The sequence below is a fragment of the Pseudacidovorax intermedius genome (assembly GCF_001476815.1).
Lineage (GTDB): Bacteria > Pseudomonadota > Gammaproteobacteria > Burkholderiales > Burkholderiaceae_C > Xenophilus > Xenophilus intermedius_A.
The window spans coordinates 1-20,960 of the sequence record NZ_LDSL01000150.1; the positions used below are offsets into that span (position 1 = coordinate 1).

Annotated in this window: 18 protein-coding genes; 7 read left to right on the top strand and 11 right to left on the bottom strand. The window is 70.7% G+C overall.

Annotated features, from left to right (window positions below):
* Positions 1 to 83: 83 nt before the first annotated feature.
* The 5 genes from NS331_RS21205 to pncB all read right to left on the bottom strand — a co-directional run bounded on the left by NS331_RS21205 (position 84) and on the right by pncB (position 6,362).
* The gene (locus NS331_RS21205; RefSeq protein ID WP_058643933.1) at positions 84 to 1,265 is read right to left on the bottom strand and encodes an MFS transporter; all 1,182 of its coding nucleotides are present in this window, start codon (positions 1,263 to 1,265) and stop codon (positions 84 to 86) included.
* Positions 1,262 to 2,647, bottom strand: coding sequence for a DNA recombination protein RmuC (locus NS331_RS21210; RefSeq protein ID WP_058643934.1), 1,386 nt, complete (start codon positions 2,645 to 2,647; stop codon positions 1,262 to 1,264). Before NS331_RS21210 ends, NS331_RS21205 begins: the two co-directional genes overlap by 4 nt.
* Entirely contained in the window at positions 2,644 to 3,639 is a 996-nt protein-coding gene (locus NS331_RS21215) for a 2-hydroxyacid dehydrogenase (RefSeq protein WP_058643935.1), read from the bottom strand. Before NS331_RS21215 ends, NS331_RS21210 begins: the two co-directional genes overlap by 4 nt.
* A gap of 64 nt (positions 3,640 to 3,703) precedes the next feature.
* Positions 3,704 to 5,086: a sodium:proton antiporter gene (locus NS331_RS21220; protein ID WP_058643936.1), complete on the bottom strand. Its 1,383-nt coding sequence runs from the start codon at positions 5,084 to 5,086 to the stop codon at positions 3,704 to 3,706.
* Positions 5,087 to 5,144: 58 nt separating this feature from the next.
* Positions 5,145 to 6,362, bottom strand: coding sequence for a nicotinate phosphoribosyltransferase (gene pncB / locus NS331_RS21225; RefSeq protein ID WP_058643937.1), 1,218 nt, complete (start codon positions 6,360 to 6,362; stop codon positions 5,145 to 5,147).
* A 215-nt stretch (positions 6,363 to 6,577) separates the two neighbouring features.
* Here pncB and NS331_RS21230 point away from each other — a divergent pair, with 215 nt between their 5' ends.
* Both NS331_RS21230 and NS331_RS21235 read left to right on the top strand, forming a co-directional pair.
* Complete coding sequence (locus NS331_RS21230; RefSeq protein ID WP_058643938.1) at positions 6,578 to 6,811, top strand: CsbD family protein; 234 nt, start codon at positions 6,578 to 6,580, stop codon at positions 6,809 to 6,811.
* A gap of 65 nt (positions 6,812 to 6,876) precedes the next feature.
* Entirely contained in the window at positions 6,877 to 7,284 is a 408-nt protein-coding gene (locus tag NS331_RS21235; protein WP_058643939.1) for a hypothetical protein, read from the top strand.
* Positions 7,285 to 7,387: 103 nt separating this feature from the next.
* On the opposite strand, the gene NS331_RS21240 is transcribed toward NS331_RS21235, so the two are convergent.
* Positions 7,388 to 7,825, bottom strand: a complete 438-nt coding sequence (locus NS331_RS21240; protein ID WP_058643940.1) for an acyl-CoA thioesterase — start codon at positions 7,823 to 7,825, stop codon at positions 7,388 to 7,390.
* A 270-nt stretch (positions 7,826 to 8,095) separates the two neighbouring features.
* Here NS331_RS21240 and NS331_RS21245 point away from each other — a divergent pair, with 270 nt between their 5' ends.
* The 4 genes from NS331_RS21245 to NS331_RS21260 all read left to right on the top strand — a co-directional run bounded on the left by NS331_RS21245 (position 8,096) and on the right by NS331_RS21260 (position 13,158).
* Entirely contained in the window at positions 8,096 to 8,653 is a 558-nt protein-coding gene (locus NS331_RS21245) for a phasin family protein (protein ID WP_058643941.1), read from the top strand.
* 155 nt (positions 8,654 to 8,808) lie between these two features.
* Entirely contained in the window at positions 8,809 to 9,567 is a 759-nt protein-coding gene (locus tag NS331_RS21250) for a 3-hydroxyacyl-CoA dehydrogenase (RefSeq protein ID WP_058643942.1), read from the top strand.
* A gap of 101 nt (positions 9,568 to 9,668) precedes the next feature.
* On the top strand, positions 9,669 to 11,624 hold the full coding sequence (gene dnaG / locus NS331_RS21255; RefSeq protein ID WP_058643943.1) for a DNA primase: 1,956 nt from the start codon (positions 9,669 to 9,671) through the stop codon (positions 11,622 to 11,624).
* A gap of 166 nt (positions 11,625 to 11,790) precedes the next feature.
* Positions 11,791 to 13,158, top strand: a complete 1,368-nt coding sequence (locus NS331_RS21260; protein ID WP_058643944.1) for an MmgE/PrpD family protein — start codon at positions 11,791 to 11,793, stop codon at positions 13,156 to 13,158.
* Between the two features lie 289 nt (positions 13,159 to 13,447).
* Here NS331_RS21260 and NS331_RS21265 read toward each other — a convergent pair whose 3' ends face one another.
* From NS331_RS21265 to NS331_RS21280, 4 genes are all read right to left on the bottom strand, one after another.
* Positions 13,448 to 14,308 carry an HpcH/HpaI aldolase/citrate lyase family protein gene (locus NS331_RS21265; protein WP_058643945.1) on the bottom strand — a complete coding sequence of 287 codons (861 nt, stop codon included), beginning with the start codon at positions 14,306 to 14,308 and terminating at the stop codon, positions 13,448 to 13,450.
* A gap of 18 nt (positions 14,309 to 14,326) precedes the next feature.
* On the bottom strand, positions 14,327 to 15,319 hold the full coding sequence (locus NS331_RS21270) for a tripartite tricarboxylate transporter substrate-binding protein (protein ID WP_058643946.1): 993 nt from the start codon (positions 15,317 to 15,319) through the stop codon (positions 14,327 to 14,329).
* A 67-nt stretch (positions 15,320 to 15,386) separates the two neighbouring features.
* The gene (locus NS331_RS21275) at positions 15,387 to 16,568 is read right to left on the bottom strand and encodes a CaiB/BaiF CoA transferase family protein (protein WP_058643947.1); all 1,182 of its coding nucleotides are present in this window, start codon (positions 16,566 to 16,568) and stop codon (positions 15,387 to 15,389) included.
* A gap of 43 nt (positions 16,569 to 16,611) precedes the next feature.
* Entirely contained in the window at positions 16,612 to 17,469 is an 858-nt protein-coding gene (locus tag NS331_RS21280; RefSeq protein ID WP_058643948.1) for an HTD2 family dehydratase, read from the bottom strand.
* Between the two features lie 226 nt (positions 17,470 to 17,695).
* Between NS331_RS21280 and NS331_RS21285 the strand changes: the two genes are divergently transcribed.
* Positions 17,696 to 18,622, top strand: a complete 927-nt coding sequence (locus tag NS331_RS21285; RefSeq protein WP_058643949.1) for a LysR substrate-binding domain-containing protein — start codon at positions 17,696 to 17,698, stop codon at positions 18,620 to 18,622.
* Positions 18,623 to 18,653: 31 nt separating this feature from the next.
* On the opposite strand, the gene NS331_RS21290 is transcribed toward NS331_RS21285, so the two are convergent.
* The gene (locus tag NS331_RS21290; protein WP_058643950.1) at positions 18,654 to 20,900 is read right to left on the bottom strand and encodes a TonB-dependent receptor; all 2,247 of its coding nucleotides are present in this window, start codon (positions 20,898 to 20,900) and stop codon (positions 18,654 to 18,656) included.
* Between the last annotated feature and the right edge of the window lie 60 nt (positions 20,901 to 20,960).

Below are 20,960 nucleotides of genomic sequence, written 5' to 3' on the forward strand. Positions count from 1 at the left end.
TTGCCCAGTCTCGGTGGCTCGGAGAGTTGTATAGAAGCCAGCTAATACGGCACGCGGGCCGTCCGCCCTCCCCCGGCAGACGCTCAGCCGTGGTGCTCTTCCGTCGCCTTCAGCCCGCGCACCGCCGGCGTGCCCACGGCCATGACGGCGCCCACCACCCAGAACACGCCGGCCACCCCGATCAGCATGCCCAGCGAGCCGAACAGCAGCGGCATCACCACGCTGGAGGCATTGATGGTCATCAGCCGCAGGCCCAGCGCCTCGCCCTGGCGGTGGTGCGGCGTGATCTGGTGCAGCATGCTCATCACCATCGGCTGCACGGCGCCCAGCGCGAAGCCCAGCAGCACGGAGCAGGCGCCCATGGCCCAGGGGTCGCGCAGCAGCGGATAGAGCGCGAACACCGCCAGCACCATCAGGTTGGAGACCAGGATCACCTGCCGCTCGGTGGTGCGCGCGGCGATCAGCGGCAGCATCATGCGCACCGCCGCCGCCGCCACCGCGAAGGCGCCCAGCAGCGTGCCGATGACCGAGGCACCCAAGCCCCGCTCGTGGCCCAGCAGCGGCAGCACGAAGGCATGCACGTCCCAGCTGCAGGACTGCATCCAGTTGACGAAGAGCAGGCGGCGGAACATGGGCTCGCGCAGCAGGTCCCAGGCGCCGGCACCGGGCACCTGCGCGGCGGGCGCGTCGCTCGGCGTCTCGCGCGTGGGCCGCACCAGCAGCCAGCACACCAGCGGCAGCGCGGCCAGCACCCCGAAGCAGATGGCGTAGGCCCGGTCATCCGCCGGCACGCGGCCGGCATGGTCGATCAGCAGCCCGGCCACGAAGGGCCCGACGAAGTTGGCGCCCGCGGGCGCAATGGCCAGCCAGCTGAACACCTGGCGCAGCTGCGCCGTGCCCTGCGCCGCGCGGCCCACATGCCGCTGCAGTGCGATGACGGTGGCGCCGGTGGCGCCGCCGGTCAGCAGGGCCGAGATGCACATGGCCGGGAACACCGGCCAGATCAGCGGCAGCAGCGCACCCACGAAGGCGGCCGCCACCGCCATGGCCATCGGCCGCTTGAGGCCGTGCCGGTCCACGTAGCGGCCGGCGGGCAGCGCCAGGAAGACCTGCGTCAGCGCGAACAGCGAGATCAGCACGCCCACCGAGGCGGCGCCGTGGCCCTGCTGCAGCATCAGCAGCGGCGCCGCCAGCCGGATGCCGGCCATGGTGGCATGCAGGCAGACCTGGGCGCCGATCAGCCGCGCGAGCTCGGCGCCCCTCACCGCGCGCCGCCTTCGTCCACCTCGGCCGGGTCGGCGGCGGCCTCGGCGGCCGTGGGCAGCAGCTGCCGGGCCTGGGCCTCGGGCAGGGCCTCGACGCTGCGCAGCGTGCGGGTCAGCACGTTGGTGCGGGTCTGCGTCTGGTCCAGCGTGTTGAGCACGGTCTGGGTCTGGCGCTTGACCTTGTCGATCACCTCGCCGAATTTCATGAACTCGGTCTTGACCGCGCCCAGCACCTGCCAGACCTCGCTGCTGCGCTTTTCCAGCGCCAGGGTGCGGAAGCCCATCTGCAGCGAATTGAGCATGGCCAGCAACGTGGTCGGGCCGGCGAGCGTCACGCGGTGGTCGCGCTGCAGCGCTTCCATGAGGCCGGGGCGGCGCAGCACCTCGGCGTACAGGCCCTCGGTGGGCAGGAAGAGGATGGCGAAGTCGGTGGTGTGCGGCGGGCACACGTACTTCTCCTGGATGCCGCGGGCCTCCAGGCGGATGCGCGTCTCCAGCCCCTTGGCCGCCACTTCCACCGCCAGCGCGTCGGCGCGCTGCTGGGCGTCAAGCAGGCGCTCGTAGTCCTCGTTGGGAAACTTGGCGTCGATGGGCAGCCACACCGGCGTGCCGTCGCTGCTTCGGCCCGGCAGGCGGATGGCGAAGTCCACCACCTGGCGCGACTCGGGGTGCGTGGCCACCTGCGCCGCATACTGCTCCGGCGCCAGCACCTGCTCCAGCAGCGCGGCCAGTTGGGCCTCGCCGAACATGCCGCGGGTCTTGACGTTGGTGAGCAGGTGCTTGAGGTCGCCCACGCCCTGCGCCAGCGTCTGCATCTCGCCCAGGCCCTTGTAGACCTGCTCCAGCCGCTCGGCCACCTGCCGGAAGCTCTCGCCCAGGCGGGCTTCGAGCGTGCTCTGGAGCTTCTCGTCGACCGTCTGGCGCATCTCCTCCAGCTTGGCGCTGTTGCTGGCCTGCAGCTGCGCCAGCTGCTGCTCCATGGTGGCGCGCACCTCGGCAATGCGGCGGGCGTTGGATTCGGACAGGCCATGCAGCTGGCTGCTGAGCGTCTCGGCCAGCGACTGGCGCAGCGTGCCGATCTGCTGCGCGAAGGCATCGAGCCGCGCGTTCTGGCTGCCGCTGGCGGCGGCGCCCTGTTTCAGCAGGGTCTGCTGGAAGGTGGCCAGGGCGGCGGCGGCTTCCTGCCGGCCGGCGCGGGCGCTGTCGGCGATCTCCTGGCGGAGGGTGCGCTCGCTGCGCTCCATCTGCGCCTGGATGGTCGCGGCCAGCGCACCGGTGTCGGGCTCGGCAGGCCGGCGCAGCAGCAGCACGGCGAGCAGGACGAGGTTGAGCAGTCCCAGGCCGAGCAGCAGCCAGCCCTGCAGCGTCATCGATTCCGTCATTGGCCGCGCATCCGGCCCAGCACCTGCGGGTTGACCGGCGTGCGGGGCTGCCCGGTGGTGAGGAAGGCAATCAGGTTGTCCACGGCCAGGTCGGCCATGGCGCGGCGCGTGGCGATGGTGGCGCTGGCGATGTGGGGCGTGAGCACGACGTTGGGCACGCTGAGCAGGTCCGGATGCACCCTGGGCTCGCCCTCGAACACGTCGAGCCCGGCGGCGGCGATGCGCCGCTCCTTTAGCGCCTGGGCCAGCGCCGCGTCGTCCACGATGCCGCCGCGGGCGATGTTGACCAGCGTGGCGGTGGGCTTCATCTGCGCCAGCTCGTCGGCGCCGATGCTGTGGTGATTGGCCGGCGTGTAGGGCAGCACCAGCACCAGGTGGTCGGCGGTGCGCAGCAGCTCATCCTTGGCCACGTAGCGGGCCTTGCAGTCGGCCTCCAGCTCGGGCGAGAGGCGCGAACGGTTGTGGTAGACCACCTTCATGCCGAAGCCGTGCGCGCCGCGGCGGGCGATGCCCTGGCCGATGCGGCCCATGCCCAGGATGCCCAGCGTGCTGCCGTGCACCTCGGCACCGGCGAACATGTCGAAGGACCACTTCGTCCACTGGCCGGCGCGCAGGAAAAGCTCGCTCTCGGTGATGCGGCGGGCCGTCGCCATCAGCAGCGCGAAGCCGAAGTCGGCCGTGGTTTCGGTCAGCACGTCGGGCGCATTGGTGCCCAGCACGCCGCGGGCCGTCATGGCGTCGACGTCGAAGTTGTTGAAGCCCACGGCCATGTTGGCGCAGATGCGCAGCTGCGGGCAGGCGTCGAGCAGCTCGGCATCGATGCGCTCGCTGCCGGTGGTGAACACGCCCACCTTGCCCTGCAGGCGGCGGATCAGTTCGGCCTTGGGCCAGAGTTCGTCGCTGTCGTTGGTCTCGACCTCGAAATGCTCGGAGAGGCGGGCCACGGCCTCGGGAAAGACGGCGCGGGCGACGAGGACCTGGGGCTTGCTCATGGAGGAATCCGTTCGGAAAGGCTGCCGACGCGGGTGGGACCGCGAGGCGCGGCCGCGCCGGCGTTCAGCGGAAGAAGAGAAAGGTGACGAGCACGAACAGCGGCAGCAGCACCGCCCCCGACCACGCCATGTAGCCGAAGAAGCTGGGCATGCGCACTCCGCGGTCCTCGGCGATGGCCTTGACCATGAGGTTGGGCGCATTGCCGATGTAGCTGTTGGCGCCCATGAACACGGCGCCGGCCGAGATGGCGGCGAGCGTCGCGGCATGGGTGGTCATGAGGGTGGCCGGGTCGCCGCCGGCGGTGTTGAAGAAAACCAGGTAGGTCGGCGCGTTGTCCAGGAAAGAGCTGAGGAGGCCCGTGGCCCAGAAGTACATCGCGGGTTCCGGCTGGCCGTCGGGCCGGGTCACGGCCGCCACCACGGCACCGAAGGGGCCCTCGGTGCCGGCGCGCAGCATGGCGATCACCGGAACGATGGTCAGGAAGATGCCGGCGAAGAGCTTGGCGACCTCCAGCATCGGCCCCCAGCCGAACTGGTTGGCCGCATGCACCTCGCGCCTGGTGAGCGCCAGCGACAGCAGCGTCACGCCGATCAGTCCCGCATCGCGCACCAGGCCCGGCAGGCCCACGGGCGTGCCGGCCACGTCGAACGCCACCGTGCTCTTCCACAGGCCGCTCATCAGCACCAGGCCCAGCACCACCGCCAGCAGCGCGAAGTTGACCTGGCCGTCGAAACGCAGGCCGCGCGTGTCGGGCGTGGGGTCCACCGGCAGCACGCCCTCGCGGCGGTAGTAGAAGCGGTCGAGCACGAAGAAGATGGCCAGCAGGCACAGCAGGACGAAGGCCGTGTCGGGCAGCAGGTGCCAGGTGGTCCAGAAGAAGTCCACGCCCTTGAGGAAGCCGAGGAACAGCGGCGGATCGCCCAGCGGCGTGAGCGAGCCGCCGACGTTGGACACGATGAAGATGAAGAACACCACCACGTGCGCCTTGTGCCGGCGGTTGTCGTTGGCGCGGATGAGCGGACGGATCAGCAGCATCGACGCGCCCGTGGTGCCCATGATGCTGGCCAGCAGGCCGCCGATGGCCAGCAGGCCGGTGTTGAGCGCCGGCGAGCCATGCAGGTTGCCGCGGATGTGAATGCCGCCCGCGACGGTGAACAGGGCCGTCAGCAGCACGATGAAGGGGATGTACTCCGCCAGCAGCGCATGCACCACCTGCGCGCCCGCCAGCGCCGGACCGAACACGGCCGCGAAGGGCAGCAGGAAGGCCAGCGCCCAGGCGGCTGCCACCTTGCCGAAGTGGTGGTGCCAGAAGGCCGGCGCCAGCAGCGGCATGAGCGCGATGGACAGCAGGATGCCCGCGAACGGCAGGCCCCACAGCGGCGACAGCGCGGCCCCATCGAAGGTGGCGGCCTGGGAAAGCGCGGGGGCTGCCAGCGCAGCCCCCATGAATGCCCGCGAAGGGCGCAACCGGCGAAGCGTCGAAGTCACGGCGTATGAAGGTGGCTCAGGGTGTGGCGGGCTGGGGAATCTCGAACACCTGGCGCAGGTAGGCGAGGTACTTCTCGTCGTCGCACATGCCCTTGCCGGGCGTGTCCGACAGCTTGGCGACGGGCTGGCCATTGCAGCGGATCATCTTGATCACGATCTGCAGCGGCTCGTAGCCCAGGTCGTTGGTCAGGTTGGTGCCGATGCCGAAGGCCAGCTGGCAGCGGCCGCGGAACTGGCGGTACAGCTCGATGGTGCGCGGCACCGTCAGGCCGTCGCTGAAGATCAGCGTCTTGGTGTGCGGATCGACCCGGTTGGCCACGTAGTGGGCGATCATGCGCTCGCCCCATTCGAAGGGGTCGCCGCTGTCGTGGCGCGAGCCGTCGAAGAGCTTGCAGAAGTACAGGTCGAAGTCGCGCAGGAAGGCGCTCATGCCGTACACGTCGGACAGCGCGATGCCCAGGTCGCCGCGGTATTCGCGCGCCCACATCTCGAAGCCGTAGATCTGGCTGTCGCGCAGCCGCGGGCCCAGGGCCTGGCAGGCCTGCAGGTATTCGTGCGCCATGGTGCCCAGCGGGATCAGGCCCAGCTTCATGGCGAACAGCACGTTGCTGGTCCCGGCGAACTGCGGCAGGCGCTCGGCCGCACGCGGCTGCGGCACCACGGCGCCCAGTTCGGCCGTCAGCGTGCGCAGCACCTCCTCGTGCCAGGTCTTGGAGAAGCGCCGGCGGGTGCCGTAGTCGGCGATCTTGAGGTCCTCCAGGCCGGCTTCCTTCAGCTGGCCGATCTTGGCGGTGAGCCGCTGCCGGCCCTCGGCCAGGTCGGGCTGCGGCTGGGTGTTGCGGAAGTAGACCTCGTTGACGATGGCCAGCACCGGGATCTCGAACAGGATGGTGTGCAGCCAGGGGCCCTTGATGTGGATGTCCAGCTCGCCGGTGGCCGCGTTGGGCACGATCTCGATGTACTTCTCGTTGAGCTTGAACAGGCCCAGGAAGTCGACGAAGTCGCTCTTGATGAAGCGCATGGAGCGCAGGTAGGCGAGTTCGGCCTCCTTGAACTGCAGGCTGCACAGTGCCCGCACCTCCTCGCGGATCTCGCTGGCGAAGCGGGCGAGGTTGACGCCGGGGTTGCGGCACTTGAAGCGGTACTCGACCTTGGCGCCAGGAAAGTGGTGCAGCACCACCTGCATCATCGTGAACTTGTACAGGTCGGTGTCGAGAAGGCTCTGGATGATCATGGAAGGCGGCTTCTGCGCCCGCGGCGGCGCGGTTGTCTCCCCGCACAGCGGCGCGCTGGACGGGCCGGTGACGGCGGCATGGATTATCACGGCGGCGGTGGGCTTGCGCCTACGAGGCGTCCTTTGCGCGTCCTACCGTCTGTCGCAGGCGACCTGACCACAGTGCTTAGCACGGCGGCACCCAACGTGCGCCGCAAGCAACCAAAGGAGATCCCATGAACAAGGACATCATCGAAGGCAACTGGAAGCAGCTCAAGGGCAAGGTCAAGGAGCAATGGGGCAAGCTGACCGACGACGACTTCGACGTCGTGGCCGGCAAGCGCGACCAGCTGCTGGGCAAGATCCAGGAACGCCACGGCGTCAGCCGCGACGAAGCCGAGAAGCAGGTCGCCGCATGGGAAAGCGCAGAAGGCCGCACGCCGGCCGCGCTGTGGATGGAAAAGTACTGATCTCCATCCCTCCCCCGTCATTCAACACATTCCAACACCCGAGCAATCCCAAGGAGTACTGCACCATGAAGAAGACCGCACTGATGATCGCCCTCGCCACCGGCTGCCTGATTGGCGCCCAGGCCAGCGCCATGACCAACGACGAGTACAAGGCTGAAAAGACCAAGATTGAAGCCCAGTACAAGTCCGACAAGGCGCAATGCGACACACTGAAGGACAACGCCAAGGACGTGTGCGAGAAGGAAGCCAAGGGCAAGGAAAACGTGGCCAAGGCCGAGCTGGAGCAGTCGTACAAGCCCAGCAACAGCCACGCCAAGAAGGTTGCCGAGGCCAAGGCAACCGCTGCCTACGACGTCGCCAAGGAAAAGTGCGACGACATGAGCGGCGATGCCAAGAATGCCTGCCAGTCGCAAGCCAAGGCCGACCACGAAAAGGCCAAGGCCGACATCAAGGCCATGGTCGCCAAGAAGTAATTTGTCTCCTCGCGTTTGACGGAAGCGCTTTGGCGGCACCCTCGGGTGCCGCTTTTTTCATGGGCGGCCTGCAGGGCCGCCTTTGCCTTTTGGGCAGGCGGTTTCAGCGCAGCGCGTCCAGCACCGCCAGCAGTGCAGCGGGCAACGCCACCGGCCTCTGCGTGGCCCGGTCCACGTAGACGTGCACGAAATGCCCCTGTGCCGCGGCCGTCGGCGCCTCGGCCGCGAACAGGCCGACCTCATAGCGCACGCTGCTGCTGCCCACGTGGGCTACCCGCACGCCGGCTTCGATGGTCTGGGGAAAGGCCAGCGGGGCGAAGTAGTTGCACTGGGTCTCGACGACGAAGCCGATGGTGCCCCCGTGGTGGATGTCGAGCGCGCCGCGCTCGATCAGCAGCGCGTTGACCGCCGTGTCGAACCAACTGTAGTAGACGACGTTGTTGACGTGACCATAGATGTCGTTGTCCATCCAGCGGGTGGTGATGGGACGAAAGGCGCGGTAGTGGTCGCGCGGGTTGGGCGTGGGGCGGGCGCTGCTCATGGCGGGCGATTCTGACGCTCCAGGCGGCGGCGGTCTGTCCCGCACACGCTTGGCCATAAGGCCGAAGGCCGGCCGTCGCACCGGCGCTGGCTCGCCGATGGCAACCTGATCAGTTCTAGAGCCTGCTAGGTGCAGCCCCCTAAAAATGCTGCAATGCAACAAAACCGTCTTGAGGTCGGCCGTGGGCGGTGCCATACTTCATCCCATGTTGCAGCGCAGCAAAACGCCGCAGCCCCACTTCAACCATCATCATCATCAAGGAGCTTTTCCATGGCACTCACCGCCGACCAGATCATCGCCGTCCAAAAGGCCAACATCGACACGCTGTTCGGTCTGACGACCAAGGCCTTCGAAGGCATGGAAAAGCTCATCGAGCTGAACGTGACCGCCTCCAAGGCCGCCCTGAGCGAAGCCGCCGGCACCGCCCACGCCGTGCTGGGCGCCAAGGACGCGCAGGAACTGCTGGCCCTGCAGGCCAGCATGATGCAGCCGATGGCCGAGAAGACCGCCGCCTACAGCCGCCACCTGTACGAAATCGCCCAGGGCACCAGCGCCGAGTTCAGCAAGGCCTTCGAAGCCAAGGCCGTGGAAGCCCAGCAGACCATGGCCGGCCTGATCGACAGCGCCGCCAAGAACGCCCCGGCCGGTTCCGAAACCGCCGTCGCCATGATGAAGAGCGCCGTCGCCGCCGCCAACAACGCCTTCGAATCGGTCCAGAAGGCCGTGAAGCAGGCCTCCGACGTGGCCGAAGCCAACTTCAACGCCGTCTCGGCCCAGGCCGTCAACGCCGCCAAGACCGCGACGAAGACCGCCGCCGCCAAGCGCTGATCTCCGCAAGTTGTCTCCTTGGGTCCTCACGGGATCCAATTCAGGCCCCGCCTCGGCGGGGCTTTTTTTCGTCTGCGTGACCAGTCCTGCCCGGCGGCGGCCGGCGCGACCGCCGCCCTATCATGACGGCTTTGCCCAACAAGGAGACAGCAACCATGCAGATCAAGGACCGCGTTTTCATCGTCACCGGCGGCGCCTCGGGCCTGGGCGAAGGCACGGCCCGCATGCTGGCCGGCGAAGGCGCCAAGGTGGTGATCGCCGACATGCAGGCCGACAAGGGCCAGGCCGTCGCCGCCGAGATCGGCGGCCGCTTCGTGCGCTGCGACGTGAGCCAGGAGGCCGACGGCCAGGCCGTCGTCGCCGCCGCCCTCGAACTGGGCAAGCTGGTGGGCCTGGTCAACTGCGCCGGCATCGCGCCCGCCGAGAAGACCGTGGGCAAGAACGGGCCCCATGCCCTGGCCGTCTTCGAGAAGACGCTGCGCGTGAACCTGCTCGGCAGCTTCAACATGATCCGCCTCGCCGCCGACGCCATGGCGAAGAACGAGCCCGAAGCGACCGGCGAGCGCGGCGTGCTGATCTCCACCGCGAGCGTCGCCGCCTACGACGGCCAGATCGGCCAGGCCGCGTACAGCGCGAGCAAGGGCGGGGTGGTCGGCATGACGCTGCCCATCGCGCGCGACCTGGCGCGCAACGGCATCCGCAACATGACCATCGCCCCGGGCATCTTCGGCACGCCCATGCTCTTCGGCATGCCGCAGGAAGTGCAGGATGCCCTGGCCGCCAGCGTGCCTTTCCCCTCCCGCCTGGGCACGCCGGCCGACTATGCCCGGCTGGCGAAGCACATCATCGAGAACGACATGCTCAACGGCGAAGTGATCCGCCTGGACGGCGCCATCCGCCTGGCGCCGCGCTGACCCCGCCGCCATCGGGCGGACGGCTTTTCGCCGATACTTCCGCCTCGCCCGAGGGGGCGCCATCCGGACGGAGGCGCCCCTTTTTCGTTGGTTCTTCCCGCATGGCCATCCCCGAATCCTTCATCCACGAGCTGCTCGCCCGCACCGACATCGTCGAGATCGTCGGGCGGCATGTGCAGCTCAAGAAGGGCGGCGCCAACTTCATGGGGCTGTGCCCCTTCCACGGCGAGAAGTCGCCCTCCTTCTCGGTCAGCCCGACCAAGCAGTTCTACCACTGCTTCGGCTGCGGGGCGCATGGCGACGCCATCCGTTTCCTGATGGAGCACACGGGCGTGGGCTTCCGCGACGCGGTGCAGGACCTGGCCGGCCAGTACGGCCTGGAGGTGCCCGACGACGACCCGCTCTCGCCCGAGCAGAAGGCCCAGGCCGCCGCCCGGCGCGAGCGGCAGGCCACGCTCACCGACGTGCTGGAGAAGGCCGGCGACGCGTACCGCCAGCGCCTGCGCGAATCGCCGCGTGCCGTGGACTACCTCAAGGGCCGCGGCGTCTCCGGCGCCATCGCCAAGCGTTTCGGCCTGGGCTACGCGCCGGAAGGCTGGCGCACGCTGGCCGGCGTGTTCCCCGACTATGCGGATGCGCTGCTGGTCGACAGCGGCCTGGTCATCGCCAGCGACGAGGGCGGCGAGGGCAAGCGCTACGACCGCTTCCGCGACCGGATCATGTTCCCGATCCGCAACGTCAAGGGCGAATGCATCGGCTTCGGCGGCCGGGTGCTGGGCGACGAGAAACCCAAATACCTGAATTCGCCCGAGACGCCGGTGTTCAGCAAGGGCCGCGAGCTGTACGGCCTGTTCGAGGCCCGCACCGCGCTGCGCGAGCAGGGCTATGCGCTGGTCACCGAAGGCTACATGGACGTGGTGGCGCTGGCGCAGCTGGGCTTCGCCAATGCCGTGGCCACGCTCGGCACGGCCTGCACCGACGAGCACGTGCACAAGCTGTTCCGCTTCACCGACGCGGTGGTCTTCAGCTTCGACGGCGACGCGGCCGGCCGGCGTGCCGCGCGCAAAGCACTGGAGGCCGCCCTGCCCCATGCCACCGACGTGCGCAGCGTCAAGTTCCTCTTCCTGCCGGCCGAGCACGACCCGGACAGCTTCATCCGTGCCAACGGCACCGACGCCTTCGGCCAGGCCGTGGCGCAGGCCGTGCCGCTCAGCCGCTTCCTGCTGGAAGCCGCGCGCGAGGGCTGCGAGCTGGGCAGCGCCGAAGGCCGCGCGCGCATGGCCAGCCAGGCCCGTCCGCTGTGGCAGGCGCTCCCCGACGGCGCCCTGCGCCAGCAGTTGCTGGCCGAGATCGCCCAGGCCGCCCATCTGGAACCGGCCGGCCTGCAGGCGCTGTGGGCCGGGCAGGCGCCGGCGCCCGCGCCCGGCGCGCCGCGTGGCGACTTCCGCGATGCCCGCGACGGCGCCGATGCGCGGGACTACGCCGATGAGCCGCCGCCCGGCTGGGACGATGGCGGCGGCCACGCGCCCTACACGCCACCCGCCGCCCGTGGCGGCGCGAAGGGCCAGGGCAAGTGGAAGCGTCCCTTCGGCGCTGCCGCGCCGCGGCCGCCCGCCGGCCCGCGGCCCAAGCCGGCGAGCCGGGCCGACCATGCCGCCCGGCTGATGCTCGAACGCCTGGCCGCCTGGGAACACCTGTCCGGCGAGGAGCATGCGCTGCTGTGCGGCCTGCCGGCGCCGCACGGCCCGCTCTTCGCCTGGCTGGAGCGCTGCCTGCACGAATACGGCCCGCTCGAATGGCCGCAGCTGCGCGCCGACATGGCCGGCCAGCCTTTCGAGGACCTGGCGGTGCGCCTGATGGCCGGCCCGCCCGGCAGCGCCACCGAGGCCGAATGGGACGCCGAGCTGCGCGACCTGCTGGACCGCATGCTGATCGAGCACCTCAAGGCGCAGGAGACCGAGGCCATCGCCGCCGCCGGGCGCGACCCGCAGGCGCTGGCGCGCTACCGAGAACTGCTGACGCGCCGGCTGGCCCTGGAAAAGAAGCAGCGCGGATGAAACCCACCCCGTTTGGACTTCCTCACTGCGTGTGGAAGTCCAATCCCCCTCAAGGGGCGCACCCCCCGGCCCGGCCAAGCCGGTTCCGCGGGTGCACTGGCATGGCCTGCTCCGCGGCCATCTGATCGTTGTTGCTGCGCCGCTTCCACCTCCCACACGTCCTGCCATGAAGAACGACACCCCCGCCGCCGTCCATCCGCTCGCCGATTTCGCCGCCACGCTCGACTGGCAGGCCGTGCCCGAGCCGGTGCGCCGCCGCACCGAGGACCTGCTCGTGGACTGGTTCGGCTCGGTGCTGGCCGGCCAGGGCGCACGGCCGGTGCGCAGCATCGCCGGCTTTGCGCTGGCGCAGGGGCCCGACGCCGGTCCTTGCGAAGTCATCGGCCACGCGCGGGGCAGCGCGCCGCTCGTCGCCACGCTGGCCAATGCGGCGGCCTCGCACGTGGCCGAGCAGGACGACGTGCACAACGGCTCGGTGTTCCATCCGGCGGCCGTGGTGTTCGCGCCCGCGCTGGCCGTGGCGCAGCAGCGCGGGGCGAGCGGCAGCGACTTCCTGGCGGCCTGCGTCGCGGGCTACGAGGTGGGCATCCGCGTGGGCGAGTTCCTGGGCCGCAGCCACTACCGCGTGTTCCACACCACCGCCACGGCCGGCACGCTGGCCGCTGCAGCGGCCGTGGGGCGCCTGCTGCGCCTCTCGCCGGTGCAGATGCAGCATGCCTTCGGCTCGGCCGGCACGCAGTCGGCGGGGCTGTGGGAGTTCCTCGCCACCGGCGCGGACAGCAAGCAGCTGCACACCGCCCATGCCGCCGCGGCGGGGTTGATGGCGGCCCATCTGGCGCAGGACGGCTTCACCGGCGCCGCGGACATCTTCACCGGCGCGCGCGGCCTGGCGGCCGGCATGTCCACCGACGCCGATCCGTCGCGGCTGGTCGACGGCCTGGGCACGCGCTGGGCCACGGCCGAGACCTCGTTCAAATGGCATGCCTCCTGCCGCCACACCCATCCTGCGGCCGATGCGCTCCTGCAGCTGATGCAGACGCATGGCCTGCAGGCGCAGGACATCGCGCAGGTCACCTGCCACGTGCACCAGGGGGCGCTGGACGTGCTGGGGCCCGTGGTGTCGCCCGTCACCGTGCACCAGAGCAAGTTCTCCATGGGCACCGTGCTGGCGCTGGTGGCGCGCTTCGGCCATGCAGGCCTGGCCGAGTTCGACGCCGAGTTCCTGGCGCCCGAGACGGTGGCGCTGCGTGAGCGCGTGACGATGGTGCTGGACGCCGAGGTCGATGCCGCCTACCCGCGCCGCTGGATCGGCAAGGTCACGCTGCGCACCACCGACGGCCGCGAGCTGCATGGCCGGGTCGACGAGCCCAAGGGCGACCCGGGCAACACGCTGTCGCGCGCCGAGATCACGGCCAAGGCCCTGCGGCTGGCGGCCCATGGCAGCCCGGCATTGCCCGCGGATGCGGTCGCCGCGGCGGTCGAGCGGCTGTGGCGCGTTGAACAGCAGCAGCGCGTGGGCTGGCTGCTGGGTTGATGCGGCAAGCCGCGGCCGGCGCGCGGCCCTGATCATGGAGAGCCCCTCTCCCCTCGCGGGAGAGGGGTTGGGGAGAGGGGGCCATCGCGCGCGACGGCATCGCTTGGCGGGCGCAGGCGCTGCAGCCCCCTCTCCCCAGCCCTCTCCCGCGAGGGGAGAGGGAGCGAAGAACCGCTGAGCGGCAAGTGGCAAGCGGCAAGCGGCAAGCGGCAAGCGGCAAGCGGCAAGCGGCAAGCGGCAAGCGGCAAGCGGCAAGCGGCAAGCGGTGAGCCGATGCGAGCCGGCCCGCTCAGTTCGCCGTATCTCTTACCCGCGCCAGCAGCCGCCGCGCCTGCAGCACCACCGGCAGGTCGACCATGCGGCCATCCACCTGCACGGCCGCACCGCCGGCCTGCGCATCGGCGGCCAGCACGCGGCGGGCCCAGTCGGCTTCTTCGGCGCTCGGCGCCAGGGCCTCGTGCACGACGGTCACCTGGCGCGGATGGATGCACAGCTTGGCGCCGAAGCCGAAACGCAGCGCGCGCTGCGTGTCCAGCCGCAGCCGCGCGTCGTCGTGGATCGCGACCGTCACGCCGTCGACCGCCGGGGCCAGCGCATTCAGCCGCGTCGCCATGGCCACCGCGAAGCGCAGCGGCGCGAGTTCCGCCTCGTCCTCACCGCATTGCAGCCCCGTGTCGGCCATGAAGTCGATGTGGCCCACCACCAGCCGCAGCACGCCCGGCGCCGTTGCGATGGCGGACAGGGCCTGCCAGCCGGCGGCGCTCTCGATCAGCGGAAGCACCGGCACCGATGGGCCCATGGTCGCCAGCACCGCCTGCACCTGCGCGACGGTTTCGGCCTTGGGCAGCATCACGCCCACGGACATGCCCTGCGCCGCGAAGGCCGCCAGTGCGCGCAGATCGGCGCGGCCGGACTCGTGCGTCAGCGCGTTGATGCGCACCACCAGTGGCGTGCCGACGGCGGCCAGGCCCGGCAGCGCTTCCGTCACGGCCTGCCGTGCCGCGTCCTTGTCGCCCGTCGGCACGGCGTCCTCCAGGTCGAGCACGACCGCATCGGCGCCGCTGCGCGCCGCCTTCTCGAAGCGCTCCGGCCGGTTGCCCGGCACGAAGAGAAAGCTGCGCGCCTGCGCGAGGGGAAAGGGAGGCTTCATGACGACGGCCGCAGAAGGTCAGTCCGCAAACTGCGCAGCCGCCTTGATGACGGGGTCGTAGCGCTGCGTCTCCTGCGCCAGCCACTGGCGCAGGCCTTCCGGCGACAGCTTGTCCTCGCTGGCCGGCTGGGCGCCCAGCTCGGCCAGGCGAGTGGCGACGGCCGGGTCCTGGAGGGCGGTGCGGACGGCGGCGCCGAACCGGTCGATGGCCTCTTTGGGCGTGCCCTTGGGCGCGTAGATGCCGTGCCACACCACCACCTGGAAGCCCTTGAGGCCCTGCTCGTCCAGCGTCGGCGCCTCGGGGAGGGCCTTGATGCGCGTGGGCGTGGTCACGCCGTAGAGCTTGATCGAGCCCGCCTTGATGAAGGGCGTGGTCGAGGTGGTCTGGTCGCACAGCAGGTCGACCTGGCCGGCCACCAGCGCATTCATCGCCGGCGCGGTGCCCTGGAAGGGCACGGTGGTCATCTCCACGCCCGTGGCCTGGCGCAGCAGCATGCCGCACAGGTGCGACACCGCGCCCAGGCCTGCGTGGGCCAGGTTGACCTTGTTGCCCTGGGCCTTCAGGTAGGCCTGCAGCTCCTTGAAGTCTTTGGCCGGCAGGTCCTTGCGGCCGACGAGCGTCATGGGCACGTCGACCACCTGGGTGACGTACTCGAAGTCGTTCAGCGGCTTGTAGGCCAGCTTGCGGTACAGCGCCGGCGCGGTGGCCATGCCGTTGTGGTGGATCAGGAAGGTGTAGCCATCGGGCGTGGCGCGGGCCGTGTACGCGGCGGCGATGGTGCCGCCGGCGCCGGTCTTGTTCTCGATGACGATGGGCTGGCCCAGCGTCTTCGTCATGGCCGCGCCCAGCACGCGGGCCACCACGTCGGTGGGACCGCCGGCCGAGAAGGGCACGACGAGCGTGATCGACTTGCTCGGCCAGGCGGCCTGGGCCGCCGCGGCGAGGGGCAGGGCGCCGCAGGCCAGGGCCAGGGCGGTGACGGCGAAGGAACGCCGGCGGATCGAGGTCATGGTTTGTCTCCTTGTGGGTTGTGACAGCAGAAAACGATGCGGGGCGCCGACGGCTTCGCGGGGCCGTTCAGATGGCGCCGTCGGCGCGCAGGGCGGCCACGGTGTCGGGGCTGCAGCCCAGCTCGCGCAGCAGCGCGTCGGTGTGCTGGCCCAGCGCGGGCACCGCGTCCATGCGCGGCGCAAAGGCGCTGGAGCGGCCCGGCGGCAGCAGCGCGGGCACGGGGCCGGCGGGCGTGTCCACCGGCGTCCAGCGCTCGCGCGCCTTCAGCTGCGGATGGGCCCACACGTCCTGCATGGCGTTGACGCTGGCATTGGCGATCTGCGCCTCGTCCAGCCGCTGGCGCACCTGTTCGGCGCTGAGCGGCACGAAGGCCGCCTCGATGAGCGCGCGCAGCGCGTCGCGCTGGGCCACCCGCTTGGGATTGGCGTCGAAGCGCGGGTCGGTGGCCAGCTCGGGCTGCTGCAGCACCACGCGGCAGAACACGGCCCATTCGCGCTCGTTCTGCAGGCCCAGCATCACGGCGCGGCCGTCGCCGGCCTGGAAGGGACCGTAGGGAAAGATGGTGGCGTGCGCGGCCCCGGCGCGCGGCGGCGGCGCCGCGCCGTCGAAGGCGTAGTACATCGGAAAGCCCATCCACTCCACCATGCTCTCGAGCATGGAGACGTCGATGTGGCTGCCCTCGCCGGTGCTCTGGCGCTGCAGCAGCGCCGCCAGGATGCTGGTGTACGCATACATGCCGGCGGCGATGTCGGCGATGGAGCAGCCGGCCTTGGCCGGCGACTCGGGCGTGCCGGTCACCGACACGAAGCCGGACTCGCTCTGGATCAGCAGGTCGTAGGCCTTGCGGTCACGGTAGGGCCCGTCCTCGCCGTAGCCGGAGATGTCGCACACGATCAGCCGCGGGTGCCGCGCCCGCAGCGCCTCGTAGGACAGCCCCAGCCGCGCCGCGGCACCCGGCGCCAGGTTCTGCACCAGCACGTCGGCGCCTTCCAGCAGCCGGGCGAGCACGTCGGCGGCGGCCGGGTGCTTGACGTCCAGCGTCAGGCTTTCCTTGGAGCGGTTGGTCCACACGAAGTGGGAGGAGAGGCCGTCCACCCGCGTGTCGTAGGCGCGGGCGAAGTCGCCGCTGCCGGGGCGTTCGATCTTGATGACGCGCGCGCCCAGGTCCGCCAGCTGGCGGGTGCAGAAGGGGGCGGCGATCGCATGTTCCAGCGTGACGACGGTCACGCCATCCAGGGGACGGGGCAAGACGGGCTCCAGGGTGGGGTTTCGGGGCGCCGGGCGGTGCGGCTCAGCCCAGCGTGGCGGTGGCGTCCATCGTCAGGTGCCCCAGGTGGTCGCGGGCCCACAGGCGCACCGTGCCGTCGCCGTCGGGCGCGCCGCAGACCTCGAAGGATTCGGTGTCGAAGGTGGGCTTCATCGCGTGGAAGCCGAACTGCCGCACCGTGGCCTCGGGCCGGTGGCGGCGCAGCAGGTCCAGCAGCAGCGTCGCGATCAGCGGGCCGTGCACCACCAGGCCGGGGTAGCCCTCGACCTCGGTGACGTAGCGCCGGTCGTAGTGGATGCGGTGGCCGTTGAAGGTGAGCGCCGAGTAGCGGAAGAGCAGCACGTCGTCCGGCGCGATGCGGCGCGACCAGGTGGCGTCGGTGGTGGCCAGCACCGGCGGCGGTGCGGCTTCGCCGGGCGCGGGCATGTCGCGGTAGACGATGTCGTGCCGCTCCTCGATGGCGAGCGCGCCGTCGGCCTCGATGCGGTGGTCCACGTTCACGAACACCAGCGGGCCGGTGCGCCCTTCCTTGAGCCGCACGTCGGCGATGCGCGAGGTGCGCACGATGGACTGCCCCACGCGCAGCGGCTGGTGGAAGTGCAGCTGGCTGCCCGCCCACATGCGCCGCGGCAGCGGCACCGGCGGCAGGAAGCCGCCGCGCTGGGGATGGCCGTCGGGACCCAGCTGGGACTGCGGCGCGGCCGGCAGGAAGTACAGCCAGTGCCACAGCGGCGGGATGGCCGCGCCGGTTTCCTGCGGCGCGTCGTCGCGGTCCAGCGTGGCGGTGAGCGCCCGCAGCGGCGCGGTGGTGACGCTGTCGTGCAGCTGCTCGCTGCGGCCGATCCATTGGCGCAGGTGGTCGATGTCGAGGGCCTGGGGCATGCGGTGTCTCCGATGGCGGCCAGCGTGCGGGGCGCTGGCGATGCGGCCGATTCTGGCGAGCGGGACGCTAGCTGTGAAATACTGATTTGGCTTAGGAGCTAGACAAAATCCGGATAGCGAGGCCCATCGCCGAGCACCGTCGTTGCGCCTTCCGCCCACGGATGTGCGCCTTTGTGCATCCGCCGGACGAACCCATCCTCTTGCCCTGCCAACCGGAGCCCGCCCCATGGAACTCAAGCAACTGCGCCTCTTCGTGGCCGTCAGCGAAACGGGCAGCCTGCTCAAGGCCTCGGCGCGCATGCATCTGGCGCAGCCGGCGCTGGGTCAGCAGATCGCCGCGCTGGAGGCGGAACTGGGCGCGCCGCTCTTCGTGCGCTCCAGCCGCGGCATGGCGCTGACGCCGGCCGGCTCCGTCTTCCTGGAGCATGCGAAGGTGGTGCTGGCCGATGCCGAGCGGGCGCGCCTGGCGGTGCGGGAATCGCTGGACGTGCCGCAGGGCGACGTCGCCATCGGCCTGCCCACCACCATCGCCCTGGTGGCCACGCTGCCCATCCTGAGCGCCTGCCGCGAGCGGCTGCCGAAGGTGCGGCTCAAGCTGGTGGAGGGCTACAGCGGCTTCGTGCGCGAATGGCTGCTGTCGGGCCGGCTGGACCTGGCCCTGCTCTACGGCGACGCGCCCGAGCCGGGCCTGGCCAAGCAGGCGCTGCTGGACGACCGGCTGGTGCTGGTGACGGGCGCGAGCCAGGCCCGCGTGCCGCGCAAGCTGAGCCTGCAGGCACTGGCCCGCTGGCCGCTGGTGCTGCCCGGCCGCGAGCACGGCCTGCGCCGCCTGATCGACGAGGCCTGCGCACCGGCCGGCGTGCAGCTGGACGTGGTGGCCGAGATCGAGGCGCTGGGCAGCGTGAAGCGGGCGGTGGAGGCCGGCATCGGCAGCACCATCCTGGCGGCCGGTGGCGTGGCGGAAGAGGTGGCCGAGGGCCGGCTGCGCACCGTGGCCATCGACAGCGCGGCGATGCGGCGGCGGGTGGTGCGCGTGCTGGGCACCGCCCGGCCGCAGACCGTGGCCTGCGCCGCGGTCGAGGCGCTGGTGGTGGACGTGCTGCGCGGCATGACGCGCTCCGGCGCCTGGCCGGCCACGTGGATCGGCCCCTGACGCGCGGCAGCCGCCGCGCGTCGGAGCCCGTTCAGAAGTCGACCGTCGCGCTCAGGTTGAAGGTGCGCGGCGTGCCCTGCACCAGGTAGCCGTAGCCCGGGTAGCCGCCCACGGATGCCCAATAGCGGCGGTCGGTGGCGTTGTCGATGCGCGCGCGGAAGGTGACGGGCTTGCCCGCCACTTCGGTCAGGTAGCGCGCGCCCACGTCCAGCCGCGTCCAGCCGGACACGCGCAGGGTGTTGGCGGCATCGGCATAGCTGCTGCCGTTGCGCACCACGCGGCCGGTGAGGGCCAGGCCCGGCACGCCGGGCACGTCCCAGTCCAGCCCCAGGCTGCCCTGCGCGCGCGCCACGCCGATCACGCGCTTGCCGTCGGTGGTGGCGCTGCCGGTGTTCTTCTGCTCGGCGTCCAGCCAGGTCACGCCGCCCAGCACGCGCAGGCCGCGGGTGAGTTCGCCGAAGGTGTTGAGCTCCACGCCCTGGTGGCGGTCCTCGCCCTGCACGCCGTAGTAGCCGTTGGCCAGGTAGGCGCGTGGCTTCTCTGTGCTGAAGACGGCCACGGTCGCACCGATGCGGCCGCCGTCGTACTTCAGGCCCACCTCCTTCTGTTTGGAGACGTAGGGCGCCAGCTGCTGCCCGCCGTTGAGCACCGGCTGTCCGCCGGACTGGGTGGGCGCCGTGTCGCCCTGCGCCAGGCCTTCGATGTAGTTGGCGTAGATCGACAGGTCCTCGCGCAGCCTGAACACCACGCCGGCCACCGGGCTGGTGCGGCTCTGGTCGTAGCTGCTGACGCCCGTGGTGCCGGGCACGAAACGGCCGGCATTGGCGACCACGTAGGGGATGCTGGTCGACTCGATGGTCTGGTAGCGCGCGCCCAGCGTCACGCGCAGGCGGTCGTCCAGGAAGGACAGCGTGTCGCCCAGCGCCCAGCTCTTGAGCGTGGTGGTGCCGTTGAGCGCGGGGTTGGTCAGGTCGTTGCCCAGGTAGCTGAGGCCGGGCGCGATGCGGGGCACCGGAGCGTAGATGCTGCTGACGACCGAGGAGCCGGCCGCCAGGCCCATGGCATAGGCGTTCTTCTTCTGCAGGTCGTACCAGGAATAGCCCAGCACCCATTCGTGGCCCACGCTGCCCGTGCGCAGCTTGCCGCGCAGGCCCAGCTCGGCCGTCTTCACGTCGTCCTCGCGGGTGTTGTCGAAGCGCGTGGCCGTGCTGGCGCCGGTGAAGGCGTTGTTGACCGTCGGATTGGCGAGCGCATTGCTCTCGGCGCTGCGGCGGGCGCCGGCCGCGGCCCAGGCGGTGATGCCGGGGGTGATGTCGTATTCGCCGCGCAGGGAGCCGAAGGTGTCGCTCTCCATCGAATAGGTCCAGGGCTGGGCATAGTTGCTGCGGCCGTCGGGCGCGCGCGGCACCACGGTGACGGCGCTGCCCAGCGTCACGTTGGGCCGGGCCGCCTCGAGCATGTGCTCCTGGTGGCCGATGTCGGCCGACACGCGGGCATCGCGGCCGCGCCAGTCCAGCCCGACCGACAGCGCGCTCAGCCTGACCGATTCGCCATCGATGCCCGTGCCGCCGTCGCGGTGCGCCGCATTCACGCGCACGCCCATGCTCTGGTCGGGACCGAAGCGCCGGGCGATGTCGGCCGCGGCATAGCCCTGCGAGCCGCTCGCGCCGCCCACCGTCACCTGCGTCAGCGGCTCGTTGCCGGCGCGCTTGGGCAGCAGGTTGATGTTGCCGCCGATGCCGCCGCCCGAGGGCGTGGCGCCGTTGAGGAAGGCGCTGGCGCCGCGCAGGACCTCCACCCGCTCGAACAGCTCCGAGGCGATGTACTGGCGCGGCAGCAGGCCGTACAGGCCGTTGTAGGCGATGTCGTCCGAGTTCACGATGAAGCCGCGCATGAAGTACGACTCCTGGAAGTTGCCGAAGCCGCGCGCCACCCGCACCGAGGGATCGTTCTGCAGCACGTCGGCCACGCTGCGCGCCTGCTGGTTCTGGATCAGTTCCTGCGTGTAGGCGGTGGTGGCGAAGGGCGTGGCCATCAGGTCGACGTTGCCCAGCAGGCCGACGCGCCCGCCGCGGGCGATCTGGCCGCCGGCGTAGGGCTTGGTGAGGCCTTCGGCCGAGGCATCGGCGCTGGCTTCGACGGTGACGGTGGCGAGCGTGCCGGCGGGCGCCGTTGCGGTCGCAGTGGCGGCGGGGGCGGTCTGGGCCGAGGCGGCCAAAGCCTGCAGGGCAAGGCCGGCGGCCAGGGCCAGCGGCCCCGGCGTGAAGAGTCGGGTCATGGAAATGGGCTTTCGAGACGAATGCGAATTGTTATTATTAGTTAACGCATCGTGAGTGAG